At 72.2% G+C, this 18914-nt stretch carries 14 protein-coding genes, 1 tRNA gene and 1 pseudogene; 12 read left to right on the top strand and 4 right to left on the bottom strand.

Annotated elements, in window-relative coordinates; translation table 11 throughout:
- Positions 1–143 precede the first annotated feature (143 nt).
- The 8 genes from ACH427_RS18340 (at position 144) to ACH427_RS18305 (ending at position 14233) form a co-directional block, all read left to right on the top strand.
- Positions 144–716, top strand: coding sequence for a small secreted protein (locus ACH427_RS18340; RefSeq protein ID WP_398870524.1), 573 nt, complete (start codon positions 144–146; stop codon positions 714–716).
- A 130-nt stretch (positions 717–846) separates the two neighbouring features.
- Positions 847–2364 carry a methyltransferase gene (locus tag ACH427_RS18335; RefSeq protein WP_398870523.1) on the top strand — a complete coding sequence of 506 codons (1518 nt, stop codon included), beginning with the start codon at positions 847–849 and terminating at the stop codon, positions 2362–2364.
- Between the two features lie 360 nt (positions 2365–2724).
- Positions 2725–5553, top strand: a complete 2829-nt coding sequence (gene topA / locus ACH427_RS18330; protein WP_398870521.1) for a type I DNA topoisomerase — start codon at positions 2725–2727, stop codon at positions 5551–5553.
- Between the two features lie 178 nt (positions 5554–5731).
- Positions 5732–9175, top strand: a complete 3444-nt coding sequence (gene tmk / locus ACH427_RS18325; RefSeq protein WP_398870520.1) for a dTMP kinase — start codon at positions 5732–5734, stop codon at positions 9173–9175.
- 717 nt (positions 9176–9892) lie between these two features.
- Positions 9893–11092 (top strand): DNA polymerase III subunit delta', encoded by a 1200-nt coding sequence (locus ACH427_RS18320; protein ID WP_398870703.1) that lies wholly within the window; start codon positions 9893–9895, stop codon positions 11090–11092.
- 247 nt (positions 11093–11339) lie between these two features.
- Positions 11340–12983 carry an alpha/beta hydrolase gene (locus ACH427_RS18315; protein ID WP_398870519.1) on the top strand — a complete coding sequence of 548 codons (1644 nt, stop codon included), beginning with the start codon at positions 11340–11342 and terminating at the stop codon, positions 12981–12983.
- A gap of 98 nt (positions 12984–13081) precedes the next feature.
- Positions 13082–13155: transfer RNA gene (locus ACH427_RS18310), tRNA-Thr, on the top strand.
- A gap of 322 nt (positions 13156–13477) precedes the next feature.
- Positions 13478–14233, top strand: coding sequence for an HNH endonuclease (locus ACH427_RS18305; RefSeq protein WP_398870518.1), 756 nt, complete (start codon positions 13478–13480; stop codon positions 14231–14233).
- 78 nt (positions 14234–14311) lie between these two features.
- Here the strand turns inward: ACH427_RS18305 and ACH427_RS18300 are convergent, their stop codons facing one another.
- The 4 genes and pseudogenes from ACH427_RS18300 to ACH427_RS18285 all read right to left on the bottom strand — a co-directional run.
- Complete coding sequence (locus ACH427_RS18300; RefSeq protein ID WP_398870517.1) at positions 14312–14635, bottom strand: hypothetical protein; 324 nt, start codon at positions 14633–14635, stop codon at positions 14312–14314.
- The gene (locus ACH427_RS18295) at positions 14539–15642 is read right to left on the bottom strand and encodes a transketolase (RefSeq protein WP_398870515.1); all 1104 of its coding nucleotides are present in this window, start codon (positions 15640–15642) and stop codon (positions 14539–14541) included. The genes ACH427_RS18300 and ACH427_RS18295 overlap by 97 nt, the downstream gene beginning before the upstream one ends.
- The gene (locus ACH427_RS18290) at positions 15552–15926 is read right to left on the bottom strand and encodes a hypothetical protein (protein ID WP_398870514.1); all 375 of its coding nucleotides are present in this window, start codon (positions 15924–15926) and stop codon (positions 15552–15554) included. Before ACH427_RS18290 ends, ACH427_RS18295 begins: the two co-directional genes overlap by 91 nt.
- A gap of 62 nt (positions 15927–15988) precedes the next feature.
- Positions 15989–16135: pseudogene (locus ACH427_RS18285) on the bottom strand (N-acetyl-gamma-glutamyl-phosphate reductase); the annotation flags it as partial.
- A 343-nt stretch (positions 16136–16478) separates the two neighbouring features.
- On the opposite strand from ACH427_RS18285, the gene ACH427_RS18280 reads away from it, so the two are divergent.
- The 4 genes from ACH427_RS18280 to ACH427_RS18265 all read left to right on the top strand — a co-directional run.
- Positions 16479–17183: a hypothetical protein gene (locus tag ACH427_RS18280; RefSeq protein WP_398870512.1), complete on the top strand. Its 705-nt coding sequence runs from the start codon at positions 16479–16481 to the stop codon at positions 17181–17183.
- Between the two features lie 2 nt (positions 17184–17185).
- Positions 17186–17749: an adenylyl-sulfate kinase gene (gene cysC, locus ACH427_RS18275; protein WP_398870702.1), complete on the top strand. Its 564-nt coding sequence runs from the start codon at positions 17186–17188 to the stop codon at positions 17747–17749.
- Positions 17746–18693 carry a sulfate adenylyltransferase subunit CysD gene (gene cysD / locus ACH427_RS18270; protein WP_398870511.1) on the top strand — a complete coding sequence of 316 codons (948 nt, stop codon included), beginning with the start codon at positions 17746–17748 and terminating at the stop codon, positions 18691–18693. Before cysC ends, cysD begins: the two co-directional genes overlap by 4 nt.
- Positions 18693–18914, top strand: a 222-nt coding sequence (locus tag ACH427_RS18265) for a GTP-binding protein (RefSeq protein ID WP_398870510.1), incomplete at its 3' end; no start/stop codon positions are given. The genes cysD and ACH427_RS18265, both read left to right, overlap by 1 nt.

The raw sequence follows: 18914 nt of genomic DNA, 5'->3' as shown, positions 1-18914 counted from the left end.
GCGAGTGGATCAAGGTGCGGCGAACGCCACGGCGTTCTTGGTGCAAATGGCTTTAAAAGGGTGCGTATGGGGCGCCTGGCCCGGAGGCGGCACCGCCCGGACGTGTAAGTTCCGGGGCCGGAGCCATCGAAGGGACCAATCCGGTGAACAAGAAGCTTGTGGCTGCACTGTCCGGCGGTGCGGCACTCGTCCTGGCGCTGACCGGCTGCGGCGGGGGCGGCGGGGGCAACAAGAAGCTCGACGACTGGGCCAAGAAGGTCTGCGACCAGATGCAGCCTCAGGTCAAGAAGATCCAGGACGCCAACCACTCGATCGCCGGCGTCCAGACCGAAGAGGACTCCAAGAAGGTCCAGCAGACCGACTCCGCGGCCTTCCAGGCCAACGCCGACGCGTACAAGGCGCTGGCCGGCGGCGTGGACAACGCGGGCGCGCCGCCCGTGAAGGACGGCGAGAGCAGCCAGAAGAACGCCGTCAAGGCGCTCAACGACCTCTCCGCGGCGTACGCCGGTCTGAAGAAGCGGATGGACGGGCTGGACACCGGGGACAAGGCGAAGTTCGCCGAGGGGCTCAAGGGCATCGGCGGGGACATCGGGAAGCTGAGCAGCCAGAGTGACGACGCGCTGAAGAAGCTTCAGTCGGGAGACGTGGGCAAGTCGATGGCCAAGCAGCCCGGATGCCAGAAGACGTCCGTGTCGCCCTCGGCCGGCACGAAGTGATCAGCGTGAAGTGATCAGTACGAAGTGATCCGCGGCGCGAAGCAGTAAGCACGGCGCCACCGGCAAACGGGTGGGCAGGGGAAACGCCCCGCCGCACCCGTTTGTCGGTGGCGCACCCGACAATGGGTGCGTGAGTACGCTCCTTCCCTTCGCCGACCCCGCCCGCACCGACCGGCTGCGCGGTGCCCTGCTCTCCGCCGCCTTCACCGCCGACGGCCTCCTCGACCTGCTGGGCGCCCCCGCCTACGCCGCTCTCGCGCGCAGCGAGACCGTGCCCGCGCTGCGCGCCACGCGGGGGGACGGGCCGCTGGAGACGCTGGTCCGGCTCTTCCTCCTGCAGCGCCCCGCCGCGTACGGCCGGGCCGCCGCCGCGCTGCCCGTGGACGACTGCCTCGCCGGCGGCTGGCTCGTGCGCGACGGCGACGAGGTGCGGGCGACCGTCGACGTGCGCCCCTACGGCGGCCCCGAGGGGCAGGACTGGTGGATCGTCTCCGACCTGGGCTGTGCCGTCGGCGGCGCCGGCGGGATCGCGCAGGGCCCCGCCGGTGTGGAGCGCTCGGAGCTGGTCCTCGGTGTCGGCGGCGCGTCCACCACGCTCGCCGGGATCACCGTGCGCACGCCCGTGGGGAGCGCCCTGGACCTCGGCACCGGTTCCGGCATCCAGGCGCTGCACGCCGCTCAGCACGCCACCAAGGTCACCGCGACCGACCTCAACCCGCGGGCGCTGCACTTCGCCCGGCTCACGCTCGCCCTGTCCGGCGCGCCCGAGGCCGACCTGCGCGAAGGCTCGCTGTTCGAGCCGGTCGCGCAGGACACGTACGACCTGATCGTCTCCAACCCCCCGTTCGTCATCTCCCCGGGCGCACGGCTCACCTATCGCGACGGCGGGATGGGCGGCGACGACCTCTGCCGCACGCTCGTGCAGCAGGCGGGGGAGCGGCTCAACGACGGCGGTTACTGCCAGCTGCTCGCCAACTGGCAGCACGTCGAGGGCGAGGACTGGCGCGACCGGCTGTCGTCCTGGGTGCCGCGCGGGTGCGACGCCTGGATCGTCCAGCGCGAGGTGCAGGACGTCACGCAGTACGCCGAGCTGTGGCTGCGCGACGGCGGTGACCACCGCTCCGCCCCCGAGGCGTACGCGGCGCGCTACGACGCGTGGCTGGACGAATTCGCGGCCCGCGGCACCAAGGCCGTCGGATTTGGCTGGATCACGCTGCGCAAAACGGGCTCAGAGCTGCCTTCCGTCACGGCGGAGGAGTGGCCGCACCCGGTCGAGCAGCCGCTCGGTGCGTCCGTTCGGGCCCATTTCGAGCGACAGGACTTCCTGCGCTCGCATGACGACGCGGCACTGCTCGCCGCCCGCTTCCGGCTGGCCGACGAGGTCGTCCAGGAGCAGGTCGGGATGCCCGGCGCGGAGGATCCGGAGCACGTCGTCCTCAGGCAGAACCGCGGAATGCGACGGGCGACCAAGGTCGACACGGTCGGCGCGGGCTTCGCCGGGGTGTGTGACGGCTCTCTCAGCGCGGGACGGATTCTGGACGCGATCGCGCAGCTCGTCGGGGAGGACGCGGTGTCGCTGCGCGACCGCACTCCGGAGTCGATCCGGCTGCTCGTGGAGCAGGGGTTCCTGGTTCCCGTGGAGGGCTGAGAACGCCGTTCGGAGGGGTCGGGTTCACGTCACGTTCGTGTGGGCATCGTCTTCTGGGACCGCAGGTGTCAGGGCTGCCACCTGCGATTCTTCGTTCGGTGGCCTTGACGGGCCGTCCTCTTGCCCCCGGGCCCCGGTCGCGCGCGGGCCGGGAGCCCGCCGGGGGCGTCCCCGGCGGGGCCGGGCCGCCGGTTCACTCCGGTGGTGTGCCGGTCCGGGCGGCAGACAGGACGCTTGTCGGGTTACCGTTCGAGTGGCGTTGCGGGCTTTTTCCGTTTGACACGGGGGCGGGATGTACCGTCACACTCCGCAGCGTCACCGCAGCGCCTACACCGAGTGCCGACCGGAAGAAGAGCGAAGTTGTCCCCGACCAGCGAGACCGCACAGGGCGGCCGCCGACTCGTCATCGTCGAGTCGCCTGCCAAGGCGAAGACGATCAAGGGCTACCTCGGCCCCGGATACGTCGTCGAGGCGAGCGTCGGGCACATCCGTGACCTGCCGAACGGGGCCGCCGAGGTCCCGGCCAAGTACAAGGGCGAGCCGTGGGCCCGGCTCGGCGTGAACGTCGACGCCGATTTCCAGCCCATCTATGTCGTCAACCACGACAAGAAGGACCAGGTCAAGAAGCTCAAGGAGCTGCTGGCCGACTCCGACGAGCTCTTCCTCGCCACCGATGAGGACCGCGAGGGCGAGGCCATCGCCTGGCACCTCCAGGAAGTCCTCAAGCCGAAGGTCCCCGTCCGCCGGATGGTCTTCCACGAGATCACCAAGGACGCGATCCGCGAGGCCGTCGCCAATCCGCGCGAGCTGAACAAGAAGCTCGTCGACGCCCAGGAGACCCGCCGCATCCTCGACCGCCTCTACGGCTACGAGGTCTCGCCGGTCCTGTGGAAGAAGGTCATGCCGCGGCTTTCGGCCGGCCGCGTGCAGTCCGTCGCCACCCGTCTCGTCGTCGAGCGCGAGCGCGAGCGCATCGCCTTCCGCTCCGCCGAGTACTGGGACCTCACCGGCACCTTCGCCACCGGGCGCGGCGGCGACGCCAGTGACCCGGGCAGCATCGCCGCGCGGCTGACCGCCGTCGACGGCCGCCGCGTCGCGCAGGGCCGAGACTTCGGCTCGACCGGCCGGCTCAAGGACGGCTCGCAGGTCCTGCACCTGGACGAGGCCAATGCCCGCGCGCTGGCCGCGGCCCTCGCGGACTCCGCGTTCTCGGTGCGCTCCGTCGAGTCCAAGCCCTACCGCCGCTCGCCGTACGCGCCGTTCCGCACGACCACCCTCCAGCAGGAGGCGTCGCGCAAGCTCGGCTTCGGCGCGAAGGCCACCATGCAGGTGGCACAGAAGCTGTACGAGAACGGCTTCATCACCTATATGCGTACGGACTCCACCACGCTGTCCGACACCGCGGTCTCCGCGGCCCGGGCGCAGGTGACCCAGCTGTACGGCGCCGACTATCTGCCGGAGAAGCCGCGCACGTACGCCGGCAAGGTCAAGAACGCGCAGGAGGCGCACGAGGCGATCCGGCCTTCGGGTGATCGTTTCCGCACGCCCGCCGAGACCGGCCTGACCGGCGACCAGTTCCGGCTCTACGAGCTCATCTGGAAGCGGACCGTCGCCTCCCAGATGAAGGACGCGACCGGCGACTCCGTCACCGTCAAGATCGGCGGCCGGGCGAGCGACGGCCGGGACGCCGAGTTCAGCGCGTCCGGCAAGACGATCACCTTCCACGGCTTCATGAAGGCGTACGTCGAGGGCGCCGACGACCCGAACGCCGAGCTCGACGACCGCGAGCGCCGTCTCCCGCAGGTCACCGAGGGCGACGCGCTGACGGCCGAGGAGATCACCGCCGACGGCCACGCCACCAAGCCCCCGGCGCGCTACACCGAGGCGTCGCTGGTCAAGGAGCTGGAGGAGCGGGAGATCGGCCGCCCGTCGACCTACGCGTCGATCATCGGCACCATCCTCGACCGCGGCTACGTCTTCAAGAAGGGCACGGCCCTGGTGCCGTCCTTCCTGTCCTTCGCCGTCGTGAACCTCCTGGAGAAGCACTTCGGGCGGCTCGTCGACTACGACTTCACCGCCTCCATGGAGGAGGACCTCGACCGCATCGCGCGCGGCGAGGCCCAGGCCGTGCCGTGGCTGCGCCGCTTCTACTTCGGTTCGGCGGACGGCCCGGAGGGCTCCGCCGCCGACGCGGGCAACGGCGACGGCGACCACCTCGGCGGCCTCAAGGAGCTCGTCACCGACCTGGGCGCGATCGACGCCCGCGAGGTCTCCTCGTTCCCGGTCGGCGAGGGCATCGTGCTGCGCGTCGGCCGCTACGGCCCGTACGTCGAGCGCGGCGAGAAGGACTCCGAGGGCCACCAGCGCGCCGACGTGCCGGACGACCTGGCGCCCGACGAGCTCACCGTCGCGTACGCCGAGGAGCTGCTCGCCAAGCCGAGCGGCGACTTCGAGCTGGGCAAGGACCCCGAGAGCGGCAACCAGATCGTCGCCAAGGACGGCCGCTACGGCCCGTACGTCACCGAGATCCTGCCCGAGGGCACGCCCAAGACCGGCAAGAACGCCGTGAAGCCGCGGACCGCCTCGCTCTTCAAGACCATGTCGCTCGACACGGTCACCCTCGAGGACGCGCTCAAGCTGATGTCGCTGCCGCGCGTCGTCGGCAAGGACGCCGAGGGCGTGGAGATCACCGCGCAGAACGGCCGCTACGGCCCGTATCTGAAGAAGGGCACCGACTCGCGCTCCCTGGAGACCGAGGACCAGCTCTTCACGATCACGCTCGACGAGGCACTGGCGATCTACGCCCAGCCCAAGCAGCGCGGCCGCGCCGCGGCCAAGCCGCCGCTGAAGGAGCTCGGCACGGACCCGGTCAGCGAGCGTCCGGTCGTGGTCAAGGACGGCCGGTTCGGCCCGTATGTGACCGACGGCGAGACCAACGCGACGCTGCGCCGTGACGACGACGTCGAGACGATCACGCCGGAGCGGGGCTACGAGCTGCTCGCCGAGAAGCGGGCGAAGGGGCCGGCGAAGAAGACGGCCAAGAAGGCGCCCGCGAAGAAGACGGCTGCCGCGGCGAAGAAGACGACGGCGAAGAAGGCTGTCGCGAAGAAGACGACGGCCAAGAAGACGACGGCCGCCAAGAAGACGGCTGCCAAGAAGACGGCGGCGTCGAAGGCTGCGGCGGAGTAGGGGGCCGCACGCCGGGCGGGCTGATTTCAGCCCGTGGGGGCACCTCCCGCCGGTAGCTGGGGGAGTCTGAGGACGTGCCTGCGGGACGCTCCCCCGCGGGCGGCAACAGACCCCGCACTGTTCGGACGGGCGTTCTAGGGAGACGCGGTGCCCCGCCGCAGGCGGATAGGCTGGCAGGATGACGCGAGCCGAGCAGCCAACAGTGGAAACCCCCACATCCGGGGCACTGGCCGAGGACTCCCGCGAGCGTGCCGTACGGGCCCTGTTGCGCCTTCCCCCGCTGCGGCGGCTGTGGAGCGCCCAGTTCGTCGGCGGGATCGGGGACGCCCTCGCCCTGCTGGTGCTCCTGCTGTTGTCGTTCCAGGCGGCGGTCGCGGCGGGCTCCTTCGGGGGCGGCTATCGCGGCGCCGCCCTGGCGGTCGCCGCGGTCCTCGGCGCGCGGCTGCTCGCGACCCTGCTCTTCGGCGCCGTCCTGCTCGGCCCGGTCTCCTCGCTGATCGCGCCGAACGGCCCGCTGGACCGCCGCTGGACGATGCTCGTCGCCGACGGCGTACGGGTGGCGCTGCTCGCGGTGGCGCCGCTGTGGACCGGCTGGACCGGCACCAGGGCCCTCGCGCTGCTGCTGGTGTCCGCCTTCGTCGTGGGCGTCGCCGAGCGGTTCTGGACCGTGGCCAAGGACGGCGCGGCGCCCGCGCTGCTGCCGCGGCCGCCCAACGAGGGCGCCGCCGTCCGGCCGCTGCCGGACCCCTACGACGCGCTGCGCCGCCTCTCGCTGCGGACGAACTTCGTCGCGCTGCCCATAGCCGCCGCCGCACTCGTCGTCATCACCCTGATCAGCAATCTGCTCGGCTCCGGGATCGCGTGGTTCCACGCGCACCAGGCGGCGCTGGGCTCCTTCCTGGCGGCCGCGCTGTTCGCCGGTTCCGCCTCGATCCTCTACCTCCTCGCACTTCCCGGCGTGCAGTCGCCGCGCGTGCGCTCCCCCCTTGAAGGACTGCGCCGCCCCCGGACGCAGCACGGTCCCGACACCGGTCGCACGGGCGCCATCCCGGTGCTCGTCCTCGCCTGCGCCGCCGTCGCGGGCGCGATCGCCGCGGCCGTCGGCGTGGCCACGCTCCAGGCTGTCGACCTGGGCGGCGGGCCGGTCGCCTTCGGACTGCTGGTGCTCGCGCTGAGCGGCGGTCCCGTCATCGGCATCCGCACCGCGCGGAGGGTCCTGCCGGGCTTCTCACGCCGCCGCCTGCTCGCCCTGGCCCTCGCCCTGACGGGCCTCGCGCTGCTGATCGCGGGCCTGGTGCCGGACCCGACGACGGTCCTGCTGCTGATCCTGCTCGCGGGCGTCGGCGCCGGCGTCGTCGCCAACACCGGGCACTCCCTGCTCGACCAGGAGACCGAGGAGGCCCGGCGGGCCCGTACGACCGACCATCTGCACGCCGTCGTCCGCGTCACCGCGGCGCTCGGCGCGGTGGTCGCGCCGCTGCTCGCCGCCGCCATCGGGCCGCACCGGCTGGAGAGCGGCAGCTTCGTCTTCTCGCACGGCGGGGCCGCGTTCACGCTGATGCTCATCGGCGCGCTGCTGCTGCCCGTCGGCGCCATCGTCCTGGGCAAGACGGACGACCGGCACGGCGTACCGTTCCGCCGCGACCTGATGGACGTCCTGCGGGGCGGCGACCCCACGCAGGCGCCGTCGGGCACCGGCTTCTTCATCGCCTTCGAGGGTGGCGACGGCGCCGGCAAGTCGACACAGGTGCAGGCCGTCGCCGACTGGATCCGCAGCAAGGGCCACGAGGTCGTCGTCACCCGGGAGCCCGGTGCCACGGCCATCGGCAAGCGACTGCGCGCGATCCTGCTCGACGTCGGCTCCGCCGGCCTGTCCGACCGGGCCGAGGCGCTGCTCTACGCCGCCGACCGCGCGCAGCACGTCGACTCCGTCGTGCGGCCCGCGCTGGAGCGCGGCGCGGTGGTCATCACCGACCGCTACATCGACTCCTCCGTCGCCTATCAGGGCGCCGGGCGCGACCTCTCGCCGACCGAGATCGCCCGCATCTCCCGCTGGGCCACGGACGGGCTCGTTCCGCATCTGACGGTGCTGCTCGACGTCTCGCCCGAGACCGCCCGTGAGCGCTTCACGGAGGCGCCGGACCGGCTGGAGTCCGAGCCGGCGGAGTTCCACCAGCGCGTACGGACCGGCTTCCTCACCCTCGCCGCCGCCGACCCCGCGCGGTATCTCGTCGTGGACGCCGGGCAGGAGCCGGAGGCCGTCTCCACGGTCGTACGGCACCGGCTCGACGAGGTCCTCCCGCTCTCCGCCCACGAGATCGAGGCCCGCGAGCAGGCCCGCAAGGCGGCCGAGGAGGAGGCCCGGCGCAAGGCCGAGGAAGAGGCCGCGCGCAAGGCGGAGGAGGAGCGCCTGGAGCGCGAGCGCCAGGCGCGGCTCGCCAAGCTGAGGGCCGAGGAGGAAGAGCGCAAGCGGCGCGAGGCGGAAGAGGCGCGCCGGCGGGAAGAGGCACGACTCGCCGAGGAGGCCAGGCAGCGGGCCGAGGAAGAGCGGCTGGCGGCCGAGCAGGAGCGCAAGCGGCGCGAGGCGGAGGAGCGTACGCGCGCCGCCGAGCAGGAACGACTCCGCAAGCAGGCCGAGGAAGAGGCCCGGCTGCGCGCCGAGGCGGAGGAACGTCGCCGGGAGAAGCAGCGCAAGGCGGAAGAGGCCCTGCTGCGGGCCGAGCGGGCGCGCGTCGAGGCGGAGGCGGCGGCCGCGGCTGCTTCGGCCGCTGCGTCGGCTTCTGCTGCTTCGGCTTCCGAGGCGCCGACGGTCGAGCGGCCGTCGCTGCGGAAGGATGCCCGGCGGGACGACTCCGCCGATTCCGACGCGACGCAGACGGTGGAGACGCTGGCCCCGCCGGCTTCCGGCGGCTCCGACCGTACGCAGACGGTGCGCAGGCCGATCGTCGGCCGGCCGGACCCGCGGCGGGGCGACCCCGACCTGACGCCGACGGTCGAGCGGCCGCGCGTCGAGCAGCGTGCGGGGTCGGAGGGTGCGGCCGATGAGACGGCTGTGCTCCCGCCCGTGCGGCCCGCACCGCCGGTCGTCCGCCCGGAGGCGCCGCAGCGCGTCACCTGGGGGATGGAGCCGGAGAGGACGCCGGCCGACACCGGCTCGGAGTCCGAGGAGACGGCGGTTCTCCCGCAGCCGGTGGCCCGCCCCGAGGCGAAGCCTGCGTCCGGTGGGTCCGGTCGGCCTGGGTCGTCCGGTGCGGCCGGTGGGTCCGGGGCATCCGGTGCGGCCGGTGGATCCGGTGCGTCCGGCGCTTCCGCGGAGGACGAGACCGCGGTGCTTCCGCCCGTACGTTCCGAAGGCCCCGCTCCGGCCGGGCGGCCCGACCGCCCCGAGGACCCGGCGGACCGCGTGCCGACCTGGCTGTTCCGGCCGGAGGACGGCGAGCGGACACACGAGATGCCGCGTACGGCGGAGGAGGAGCCGGAGAGCCGTCGACGCCGCCCGGGCTGGGCGGAACCGTCCTCCGACGACGCACCCACGCTGGCGGACGAACTGCTGGGCCCGCGCGAGGACACGCGCCGCCCGTCGGACGACGAACAGAAGGGGCGCCGGCGGGGCGGGCGCTGAGGTGATCGCTGGTGCCTGTGGTGGGCCTCCTCGCCCACTCCTGGCTCCCTGCCCCGTCGGCCCGGCCGGTGGACCCGCTGCTCTGCCGGCCCGGTCGGCGTAGGCCGACCGTCGGCCCGGACGGTGGCCGTCTCTCCGGGGCCGGCCGTGGCCAGGAGCCCCGGGGGTCGGTCCGGCGGGTGTTGGCCATCGGTCGGCCCGTCCGGCCCGGGGGGCGTGCGGCGGGTGTTCCCGGGCGGGGGATAGGTCCGCGGTGGCTTTGCGGCTTTGCTGATTCCGTCACGGGGGCGGCCCGTCCGGTCCGGGCGTGCGGTGGGTGTTCTCGTGGGTGGGTGTGGCTGGGGCGGAAGATCCGCGGTGGCCTCAGGGCTTTGCCGACTCCGGGCCCTCACCCGCGTCGGCCCGTCCTGCCTGGGGCGTGCGGCGGGTGCTTCCTGGGGCTGGGCCTGGCTAGGGCGGAAGGTCCTCGGCGGCCTTACAGCTGATTCCGTGCCCGTCCGTCACCGCGTCGGCCCGTCCTGCCTGGGGCGTGCGGCGGGTTGCTTCCCCGGCCGGGCGCAGCCCGTGCGGAAGGCTCGCGCGGCCTCGTGGTTCGTCGGCTTCGTATCCGCGCTCCTCGCCGCGTCGGCCCGTCCGGCCCGAGGACGTGGCGGGCGGTGTCAGTGCCGTGTCCCACAATGGGTAGCCGCAGGACGAACAGTGCGCTCGGAGGCAGCCATGGCGGTGTGGGACGACCTGGTCGGTCAGGACCGGGTGACGGAGCAGCTCTCCGCTGCCGCCCGCGACGCGGACGCGTTCGTCACGGGCGGAGGCGGCGGGGGCGGCGGTTCGATGACGCACGCCTGGCTGTTCACCGGTCCGCCCGGGTCCGGGCGGGCCACCGCGGCCCGCGCGTTCGCCGCCGCGCTCCAGTGCGTCAGCCCCGACCGGTCCCTCGGCGGAGCCCCCGGCTGCGGATTCTGCGACGGCTGCCACACCAGCCTCGTGGGCACCCACGCGGACGTGGAGGTCGTGCGCACCGACCAGCTGTCGATCGGCGTCAAGGAGACCCGCGACCTCGTCCGCCGCGCCCAGCTGTCCCCGGCCGGCGGCCGCTGGCAGGTGATCGTCCTGGAGGACGCCGACCGCCTGACCGAAGGCGCGGGCAACGTCCTGCTCAAGGCGGTGGAGGAGCCCGCTCCGCGCACCGTGTGGCTGCTGTGCGCGCCCTCCCTGGAGGATGTGCTGCCGACGATCCGTTCCCGCTGCCGCCTGCTCACCCTGCGGACGCCGCCCGTCGCCGCGGTCGCGGACCTCCTCGTCCGCCGTGACGGCATCGAGCCCGACATCGCGGGGCAGTCCGCGCGGGCCACGCAGGGCCACATCGGCAGGGCCCGCCGCCTCGCGACGGACGAGCGCGCCCGCGCCCGCCGCGCGGCCGTCCTCAGACTCCCGCTCCGCGTCGACGATGTCGGCGGCTGCCTCAAGGCCGCGCAGGAGCTGATCGACGCGGCCGCCGAGGACGCCAAGCAGGTCGCCGAGGAGGTCGACACGAAGGAGACCGAGGAGCTGCGCGCCGCCCTCGGCGCGGCGGCCGGCACCGGCAGCCGCCTCCCGCGCGGCACAGCGGGCGCCATGAAGGAGCTTCAGGACCGCCAGAAGCGCCGCAGCACACGCACTCAGCGCGACAGCCTCGACCTCGCCCTCGTGGATCTGACCGGCTTCTACCGCGACGTGCTGGCCATGCAGCTCGGCTCGCGCGTGGAGCTCGCCAACACCGACTCCCGGGACGCCCTCCAGCGTGTCGCCGCGGGCTCCGGGCCGGAGCGGACGCTGCGCCGCATCGAGGCGATCATCGAGTGCCGCCGCGCCCTCGACCGGAACGTGGCACCGCTCCTCGCGGTCGAGGCGATGACGATGGCACTGCGGGCCGGCTGAGCCCGCGTCCGAGCCCGCCGGGAGCACAGGCGCCCGCTCCCACATGCCTGTGTCGACGCGCCCCTACGCGCGCGCAGGCCCACAGTTACGCGATCTCACTCATACGAGCCCAAGTGGCCCGGCAAGTGGCCATGCCGCACACCCATATGGATACGCTCCGTGCGGGCATCGTGATCTGTCGTAACCCACAGTCATTCCCGCTGCTCGTCCTTTTCATGCCACATCACTCCATCAGAGGGACCAGCCGATGGACTCCAGCCGTCTGCTCCGCACCTCAGGCGCCGTCATCGCGACCGCGGCACTGCTGATCTCCGGCTGTGCCCTGGAGGACTCGGCACCGAGCGCGTCCGCGGCGGCGAGACCGCAGGCCCGGGGGAACGGACGGGCCTGGGGCGACTTCCCCGCCGCGGGCGCGATCGGTGCCGGCGGCTCCCTCGCGGGCCCGGCCAGCACCCTGGCGCCGCTCCCGAGGGAGCTGCCCTCCGCGCTGCGGCCCTACTACGCGCAGAAGCTCGCCTGGCACGCGTGTGGTGCCGCAGGGTTCGAGTGCGCCAGCCTGACCGCGCCCCTGGATTACGACCGGCCGCGGGCGGGTGACGACATCAAGCTCGCCGTCTCCCGCAAGAAGGCGAGCGGCCCCGGTGCGCACCTCGGCTCCCTGATGGTCAATCCGGGCGGCCCGGGCGGCTCGGCGATCAACTACCTCCAGCAGTACGCGGCGACCGGCTACCCCGCCGCCGTCCGCGCCCGCTACGACCTGGTCGGCATGGACCCGCGCGGCGTCGCCGCGAGCGAACCGGTCACCTGTCTCACCGACGCCGAGATGGACGCCTACACGCAGGTGGACCAGACGCCCGACGACGCCACCGAGATCGCCGAGCTGGTCGAGGCGTACCAGAAGTTCGCGGACGGCTGCGCGAGCCGCAGCGGCAGGCTCCTGCCCCACGTCTCGACCGTCGACGCCGCCCGCGACATGGACGTCCTCCGTGCGGTCCTGGGCGACGAGAAGCTGACGTACGTCGGCGCCTCGTACGGCACCTTCCTCGGTGCCACCTACGCCGGGCTCTTCCCGTCCCGGGTCGGCCGCGTGGTGCTCGACGGCGCCCTGGACCCCTCCCTGGACGCGGAGCGGATCAACCGCGACCAGACCGCCGGCTTCCAGACCGCCTTCACCGCCTTCGCGCAGGACTGCCTCAAGCGCACAGACTGCCCCCTCACCCCCGCCGCGAACGTCGCGGCGGCGGGGGACCGGCTCGCCGCGCTCTTCAAGGAGCTCGACGCCCACCCGCTCCCGGCCGGCAAGCGCAAGCTCACCGAGAGCCTGGCCACGACGGGTGTGATCTCGGCCATGTACGACGAGGCCGCCTGGGGCCTCCTGCGCAAGGGGGTGTGGGACGCGGAGCACGGCGACGGCACCTTGCTGCTCAGGCTCTCGGACGCCTATTACGAGCGGGACGGCAAGGGCTCGTACACCAACCTGATGTTCGCCAACGCCGCCGTGAACTGCCTCGACCTCCCGCCGGCCTTCCGCGACCCCAACGATGTCCGCGAGGCCCTCCCCGAATTCCGCAAGGCGTCGCCCGTCTTCGGCGCCAGCCTCGCCTGGTCCTCGCTGACCTGCGGTTATTGGTCGGTGCCCGCCACCGGCCGCCCACACCGCATCCCCGCGCGGGGAGCCGCCCCGATCCTCGTCGTCGGCACCACCCGCGACCCCGCGACCCCCTACCCCTGGGCCCGCTCCCTCGCGTCGCAGCTCTCCTCCGGCCGCCTCCTCACCTACGACGGCGACGGTCACACGGCCTACACGCGGGGCAGCAAGTGCATCGACTCCGCGATCAACAACTACCTCCTCACGAACACCCCGCCGCCCGCCGACCAGAAGTGCTCCTGACCTGCGGATCCCCCCTCCCGGCGGCCGTGTACGGAGCACCCCTCGAAACTGTGTAGACTTGGCCGCGCTGCTGATGCCGAACCGGTGTCCGGCAGCTTGCCGCCTTAGCTCAGTTGGCCAGAGCAACGCACTCGTAATGCGTAGGTCTCGGGTTCGAATCCCGAAGGCGGCTCCGATGAAGTCCAGGTCACATTTCCCGTGACCTGGATTTTTTCTTATGCCGGGACACGTCGGGGGCGGAACTCGTCGATCGTCGCACCCTCATGTGTGGCCGTTGTGTGACTCGGTTGCGGGGGGTGACGTGAGGGGGCGGAATGACCACTGCGTGGTTGATGCTGGCGCTGGGCAACAGTCGGGAGCACGCCGGGAACGACGGCTATGACGACAGTCCGTCTCGGCACTACAGCTGGGACAGCACCGTTCAGAACCATGCCCGTGTGGCGGTGGGAGACGTGATAGCTCTCTGAGACAGGAGAGAACTCATCGGCGTCTCGGTGATAGAGGCGATCGACATCGCGACCGCTGAGAAGACGCTGTACTCCTGTCCGCAGTGCGGTAAAGCCGACATCAAGCAGCGCCAGAGGGAGAAGCCGGCGTACCGCTGCGGCAAGTGTGGGCACCTGTTTTCCGTCGCGCGCCAGAAGACCAGGACAGTGACCACTTATCGGTCCGTGCACGGCAAGCGATGGATGAACGGTCGCGGTCTGCTCTCGGGCTCCGAGCTACGGGCCCTTTGCGATGCCCCGAAGTCGCAGTTGAGTATGCGCCCCGTGCGATGGGAGCGGCTGCGGCAGGCGCTTCTTGACGTCACCGGCCAAGCCGGCACGGTCAAGGACATAGCCGCAGCCACTCGCTTGGCCATAGCGGGGGGCCACAGGGAGTCGCTGGTGCGAGTGCGCGTCGGGCAAGAGGCCTTCCGCGAACAGCTGTTGCGGGAGCAGGGCGAGATATGCGCCTTCACGGGTCCGACGCCCGCTGCCGCCCTGGAAGCGGCGCACCTCTACAGCTACGCCGAGAGCGGTGAGCACCACGACTACGGTGGACTGTTGCTGCGCCGTGACATCCACCGGCTCTTCGACCTTGGGCATGTCGCAGTGGACACTTCCTCCGGAACGCTCGATGTCGCCTTGAGCCTTCACCGCTATCCGTGCTACGCGCAGCTGCATGGCCGGCCTTTGGCGGTGCGGCTGCGACCGGAACACAGGGTCTGGCTCGATGCGCACTGGCTCAGTGAGCGACCACGCGACTGACAGGGGCGCCGCGCCGTACTGCTCGACCGCCTCGACCGGACGATGCCGGTCTCATGCGTATCGGCAGGAACTGCCCCGCTACCGACGGCCGGTCGCCCCCAACGCTTCGCGGGCCCGGGTGACGATTGCCGCCGCTGTGATGCCGCTGCGTACCACGAGGTGGGACTGGGCGCCCGTGCCGTGGGCGAAGTGGTCGCCCACGGCCACGCGGCGTACGGGGGCGGGGACGCCGAGTTCGGCGAACGTCGCCATCGTGTTGACGTACGGCAGCCGCCCGGATCTCGCCAGGCCCGCGGCCACGCCCATCAGGTTCTGCTCGGCGATGCCGAGGTTGACGTAGCGGACGGCGGCGGCGCCGAAGTCCACGCCGTTGAACAGGCCGGTGTCGCTGTCCAGGCACACCACCCGCTCGTCCGCGGCGAGGAACTCCGCCAGCAGGTCGCGTTAGACCTCACGGCTGGACGGGATCGCGGGCGCCGCGGGAGCGGTCCGCTCCGGGGCGCGCGGGGCGCGCGGGGCGTCGGGTGCCACGGTGGCCATGCCTGTGCCGCCTTCCTGGACCGGGCACGCAGGATCGCCAGCGCCCTCTTCTTCGGCCGCTCGCCGAGGCGGGCGTAGTGGCTGCGGGTCTGGCCCTCGATGTAGGGCAGGCTGCGGCCCTTGACCGTCCGCGCGATCAGCACGGCCGGCCGGTCCGTGTCGGCGGGGATGCCGTCGAACGTGGCGCGGAGCAGGGCGATTTCGTGCCCGTCCACCTCGTGTGCGTGCCACCCGAAGCCGCGCCAGCGGTCGGCCGGCGGCTCCAGGGCGACGGCGTTCTCGGTGGGGCCGGTGATCTGGAGGCTGTTGCGGTCGACGACGGCGACGAGCCGGCCGAGCCCGAGCGAACCGGCGGCCATCGCGGCCTCCCAGTTCGAGCCCTCCTGGAGCTTGCCGTCGCCGAGGACGACGAAGGTGCGCCGGGGGGAGGCGTCCAGCCGGGCCGCGAGGGCGAAGCCGACGCCCAGCGGCAGCCCGTGCCCGAGGGAGCCGGTGGGCATCTCGACGCCGGGCACGGCCGGGTTGGGGTGCGCGGAGAAGAGGCTCTCCGGGCGGCCGTACGTGGCGAGGTCCTCGGCGGGGAAGAAGCCGCGTTCTGCCAGGACGGCGTAGAGGCCGATCGCGCCGTGGCCCTTGCTCAGCAGCACGTCGCGCTCGGGGTCGTCGGGTGCGGCGGGCTCGACGCGCAGCACCGAGCGGTAGAGGGTCACCAGGATCTCGACGAGGGACATCGAGCCGCCGAGGTGCCCCCCTTCGGCGGAGCCGCACATCTCCACGATCAGTTCGCGGACGCGCAGGGCGTGTTCCTCGGGCGGGAGGTCGCCGGTCCAGGCGCTGCCCGCGAGGGAACCGGTAGGGGGACGTGGCACTGAAGCGTGGGGCCCGGCTGGTCGAAGGAGCCGTGGCCCGCGTCCGGCCCGAGCAGCTCCAGCAGCGTGGCCCAGGCCCCCGCGACCAGCTCGGTGGCCTTGGGCAGCGGGTTGCTGGGGTGGGTCGCCTCGCACGCCACCTCGTAGCGGAGGTCGAGCTTGCCCTTGTAGCCGAGCACGACCGTCGACCAGCCGCTGGGCTCGCCGATGACGAAGGCGTCCGGCCTGGGGTGGGTGCGGCGGATGTGCACGGCGCCGCGCGACAGCGCTGTCTCCTCCTCCACGGCGCCCACCACTGGGCGATCTCCGCCTGGTGGCGGTGGCTGTTGGGCGCGAAGGTCCGCATGGCGCCGCTGCGTTCGGCGTGGATGTCGGACGAGCCGGCCGAGATGCCGGATCCGCTGGATCCGGTGCGGGCGTCGATCTGGACGCTCCCCGTGAGCAGTCCGGCCTCGCTGAGCGGGCGGAGCGCCAGGATGCCGGCTGTCGCCATGCAGCCGGGTAAGGCCAGGAGCCGTGCTTCCGGGCGGGCATCCACTCGTTTGCTGATTCCCGCAGGCCGATCCCATTGACCGCGACGCGCAATTCCTGATGGCGCGTCGACGCGCGTCCACAACTTCTCAACGGCAGGCTGACCGGGCTGTTTCAATTCCCTTGCGCGGAGCCGGAGGTGGCGCACGCACCATTGCTACCGGCGCGCCGTTCAGGCTAGGTTGAGGCGCCCGTGTCCAGTATCGGCAGAGTGCGCGAGGAGTGTCATTTTGCGGTCCGCGGAAGCCCCGAGAATTCTGGCCCTCTGGAGCGCTCCGCGCTGCCGTTCCACCGCATTCGTCCGCATGATGTCGGAGCGCGGTGATTTCCGGCCGCTGCACGATCCGTTCTCGTATCTGATGGAATTCGGTTCCGTGGACGCGGCCGGCCGGCGGATATCCGACGAGACCGGTCTGCTCGCCCGTGCCCGCGAGCTTTCCGCGGACCGCCCGCTTTTCTTCAAGGACACCACCGACGAGCGCTGTCCCGGGCTGCTCGGGGACGCGCTATACGCCTTCATCATCCGGCACCCGCGCGAGACGATCGCCTCGTACCGCGCCATCAATCCCGGCGTGCGGCAGCACCAGATCGGATTCGAGGCGCAGTACGAGCGCTTCGAGCGCGTCCAGGAGCTGACGGGCACCGTGCCCGCCGTGGTCGACGCCGCGGACCTCGTGGAGGCACCGGAGCGGACCGTGAAGGCGTACTGCGACGCCGCCGGATCCCGTACGTTCCCGAGGCCCTCCAGTGGAGCCGCGGCAGCCGCCAGGAGTGGGCGCCGAGCGAGAAGCGGCACCGGGACGCGAGCGCGAGCAGCGGCTTCGAGAAGAAGGAGCGCGCGGACCGGGTCGACGTGGACACCCACCCTGTCCTCTCGGGGTACCTGGCGCACCATCTACCGTTCTACGAGAAGCTGCGCGCACACCGGCTGGGTGTCTGACGTGGGGGTACGGGCGGCTGCGGCGCAGCCCCCGGTCGACGCGGTGAGGAGTGGGGGGACCGGAAGGTGACAGTGACGCAGTGCACGTGCGGCACGCCGGAGCGGACGGGCGCCACGGTGTGGCTGACCGGGCTGCCGAGCGCGGGCAAGACCACGATCGCCAAGGCGCTCGCCGAGCGGCTGCGCGGCGAGGGGCACCGGGTGGAGGTGCTGGACGGGGACGAGATCCGCGAGTTCCTCTCCGCCGGGCTGGGCTTCTCCCGCGCGGACCGGGACACCCATGTGCGGCGCATCGGCCTGATAGCGGAGGTGCTCGCGCGCAACGGCGTGAAGTCGATCGTGCCGGTGATCGCGCCGTACGCCGATTCCCGGGAGGCGGTGCGAGAGCGTCACGGCGCCTCGGGGACGGCCTATCTCGAGGTGCACGTCGCGACTCCGGTCGAGGTGTGCTCGGAGCGGGACGTGAAGGGGTTGTACGCCAAGCAGGCGGCCGGTGAGATATCGGGTCTCACGGGGGTTGATGATCCCTATGAGGCACCGGAGTCGCCGGACCTGCGGATCGAGTCGCACACGCAGACCGTGGCCGAGTCGGCCGGCGTACTGTATTCGCTGCTCACGGAGAGGGGCCTGGTGTGAGTGACACCGGTTCGACGGCCTTCGCGCCTGCCGACGACACCGCCGGTCGATACGCGCTGTCGCACCTGGATGTGTTGGAATCCGAAGCGGTGCATATATTCCGTGAGGTGGCGGGTGAGTTCGAGCGGCCGGTGATTCTTTTCTCGGGTGGCAAGGACTCGATCGTGATGCTGCACCTGGCGCTGAAGGCGTTCGCGCCCGCGCCGGTGCCCTTCACGCTGCTGCATGTGGACACCGGGCACAACTTCCCCGAGGTGCTGGCCTACCGCGACCGGGTGGTGGCGGAGCACGGGCTGCGGCTGCATGTCGCCTCCGTGCAGGAGTTCATCGACGACGGGCGGCTGCGGGAGCGGCCGGACGGTACGCGCAATCCGCTCCAGACCGCGCCGCTGCTCGACGCGATCGAACGGAACCGTTTCGACGCGGTCTTCGGCGGCGGGCGGCGCGACGAGGAAAAAGCGCGCGCCAAGGAGCGTGTCTTCTCGCTGCGCGACGAGTTCGGCAGCTGGGACCCGCGGCGCCAGCGGCCCGAGCTGTGGCAGCTCTACAACGGCCGGCACGCGCCCGGCGAGCACGTCCGCGTCTTCCCGCTGTCCAACTGGACGGAGCTGGATGTGTGGCAGTACATCGCCCACGAGAAGATCGAGCTGCCCGAGATCTACTTCGCCCACGAGCGCGAGGTCTTCGCCCGCAACGGCATGTGGCTGACCGCGGGCGCGTGGGGCGGCCCCAAGGACGGCGAGCCCGTCGAGGTGCGCCAGGTGCGCTACCGCACGGTCGGTGACATGTCCTGCACGGGCGCCGTCGACTCCGGCGCCACCACGCTCGACGCGGTGATCGCGGAGCTAGCGGCCTCCCGGCTGACCGAGCGGGGCGCGACGCGGGCCGACGACAAGATGTCCGAGGCAGCGATGGAAGACCGGAAGCGGGAGGGGTACTTCTGATGACCACCACCGGGCAGCGGGCCGCGGGCCTGCTGCGTTTCGCGACCGCGGGTTCCGTGGACGACGGCAAGTCCACCCTCGTGGGGCGGCTGCTGCACGACTCCAAGTCCGTGCTCGCCGACCAGTTGGAAGCGGTCGAGGACGCCTCGCGCCGCCGCGGCCAGGCCACCCCCGACCTCGCCCTCCTCACCGACGGCCTGCGCGCCGAGCGCGAGCAGGGC

Origin of the sequence: Streptomyces sp. NPDC020379, assembly GCF_044387105.1 — a bacterium.
GTDB lineage: Bacteria > Actinomycetota > Actinomycetes > Streptomycetales > Streptomycetaceae > Streptomyces.
This window is presented reverse-complemented; position numbering and strand designations above follow the sequence as displayed.

Bases quoted from the DNA above. Each gene is read 5' to 3' on its own strand.
- tmk (WP_398870520.1), top strand. From the start codon at position 5,732: ATGACGCGAGCCGAGCAGCCAACAGTGGAAACCCCCACATCCGGGGCA.
- ACH427_RS18315 (WP_398870519.1), top strand. From the start codon at position 11,340: ATGGACTCCAGCCGTCTGCTCCGCACCTCAGGCGCCGTCATCGCGACC.
- ACH427_RS18280 (WP_398870512.1), top strand. From the start codon at position 16,479: ATGATGTCGGAGCGCGGTGATTTCCGGCCGCTGCACGATCCGTTCTCG.
- ACH427_RS18320 (WP_398870703.1), top strand. From the start codon at position 9,893: ATGGCGGTGTGGGACGACCTGGTCGGTCAGGACCGGGTGACGGAGCAG.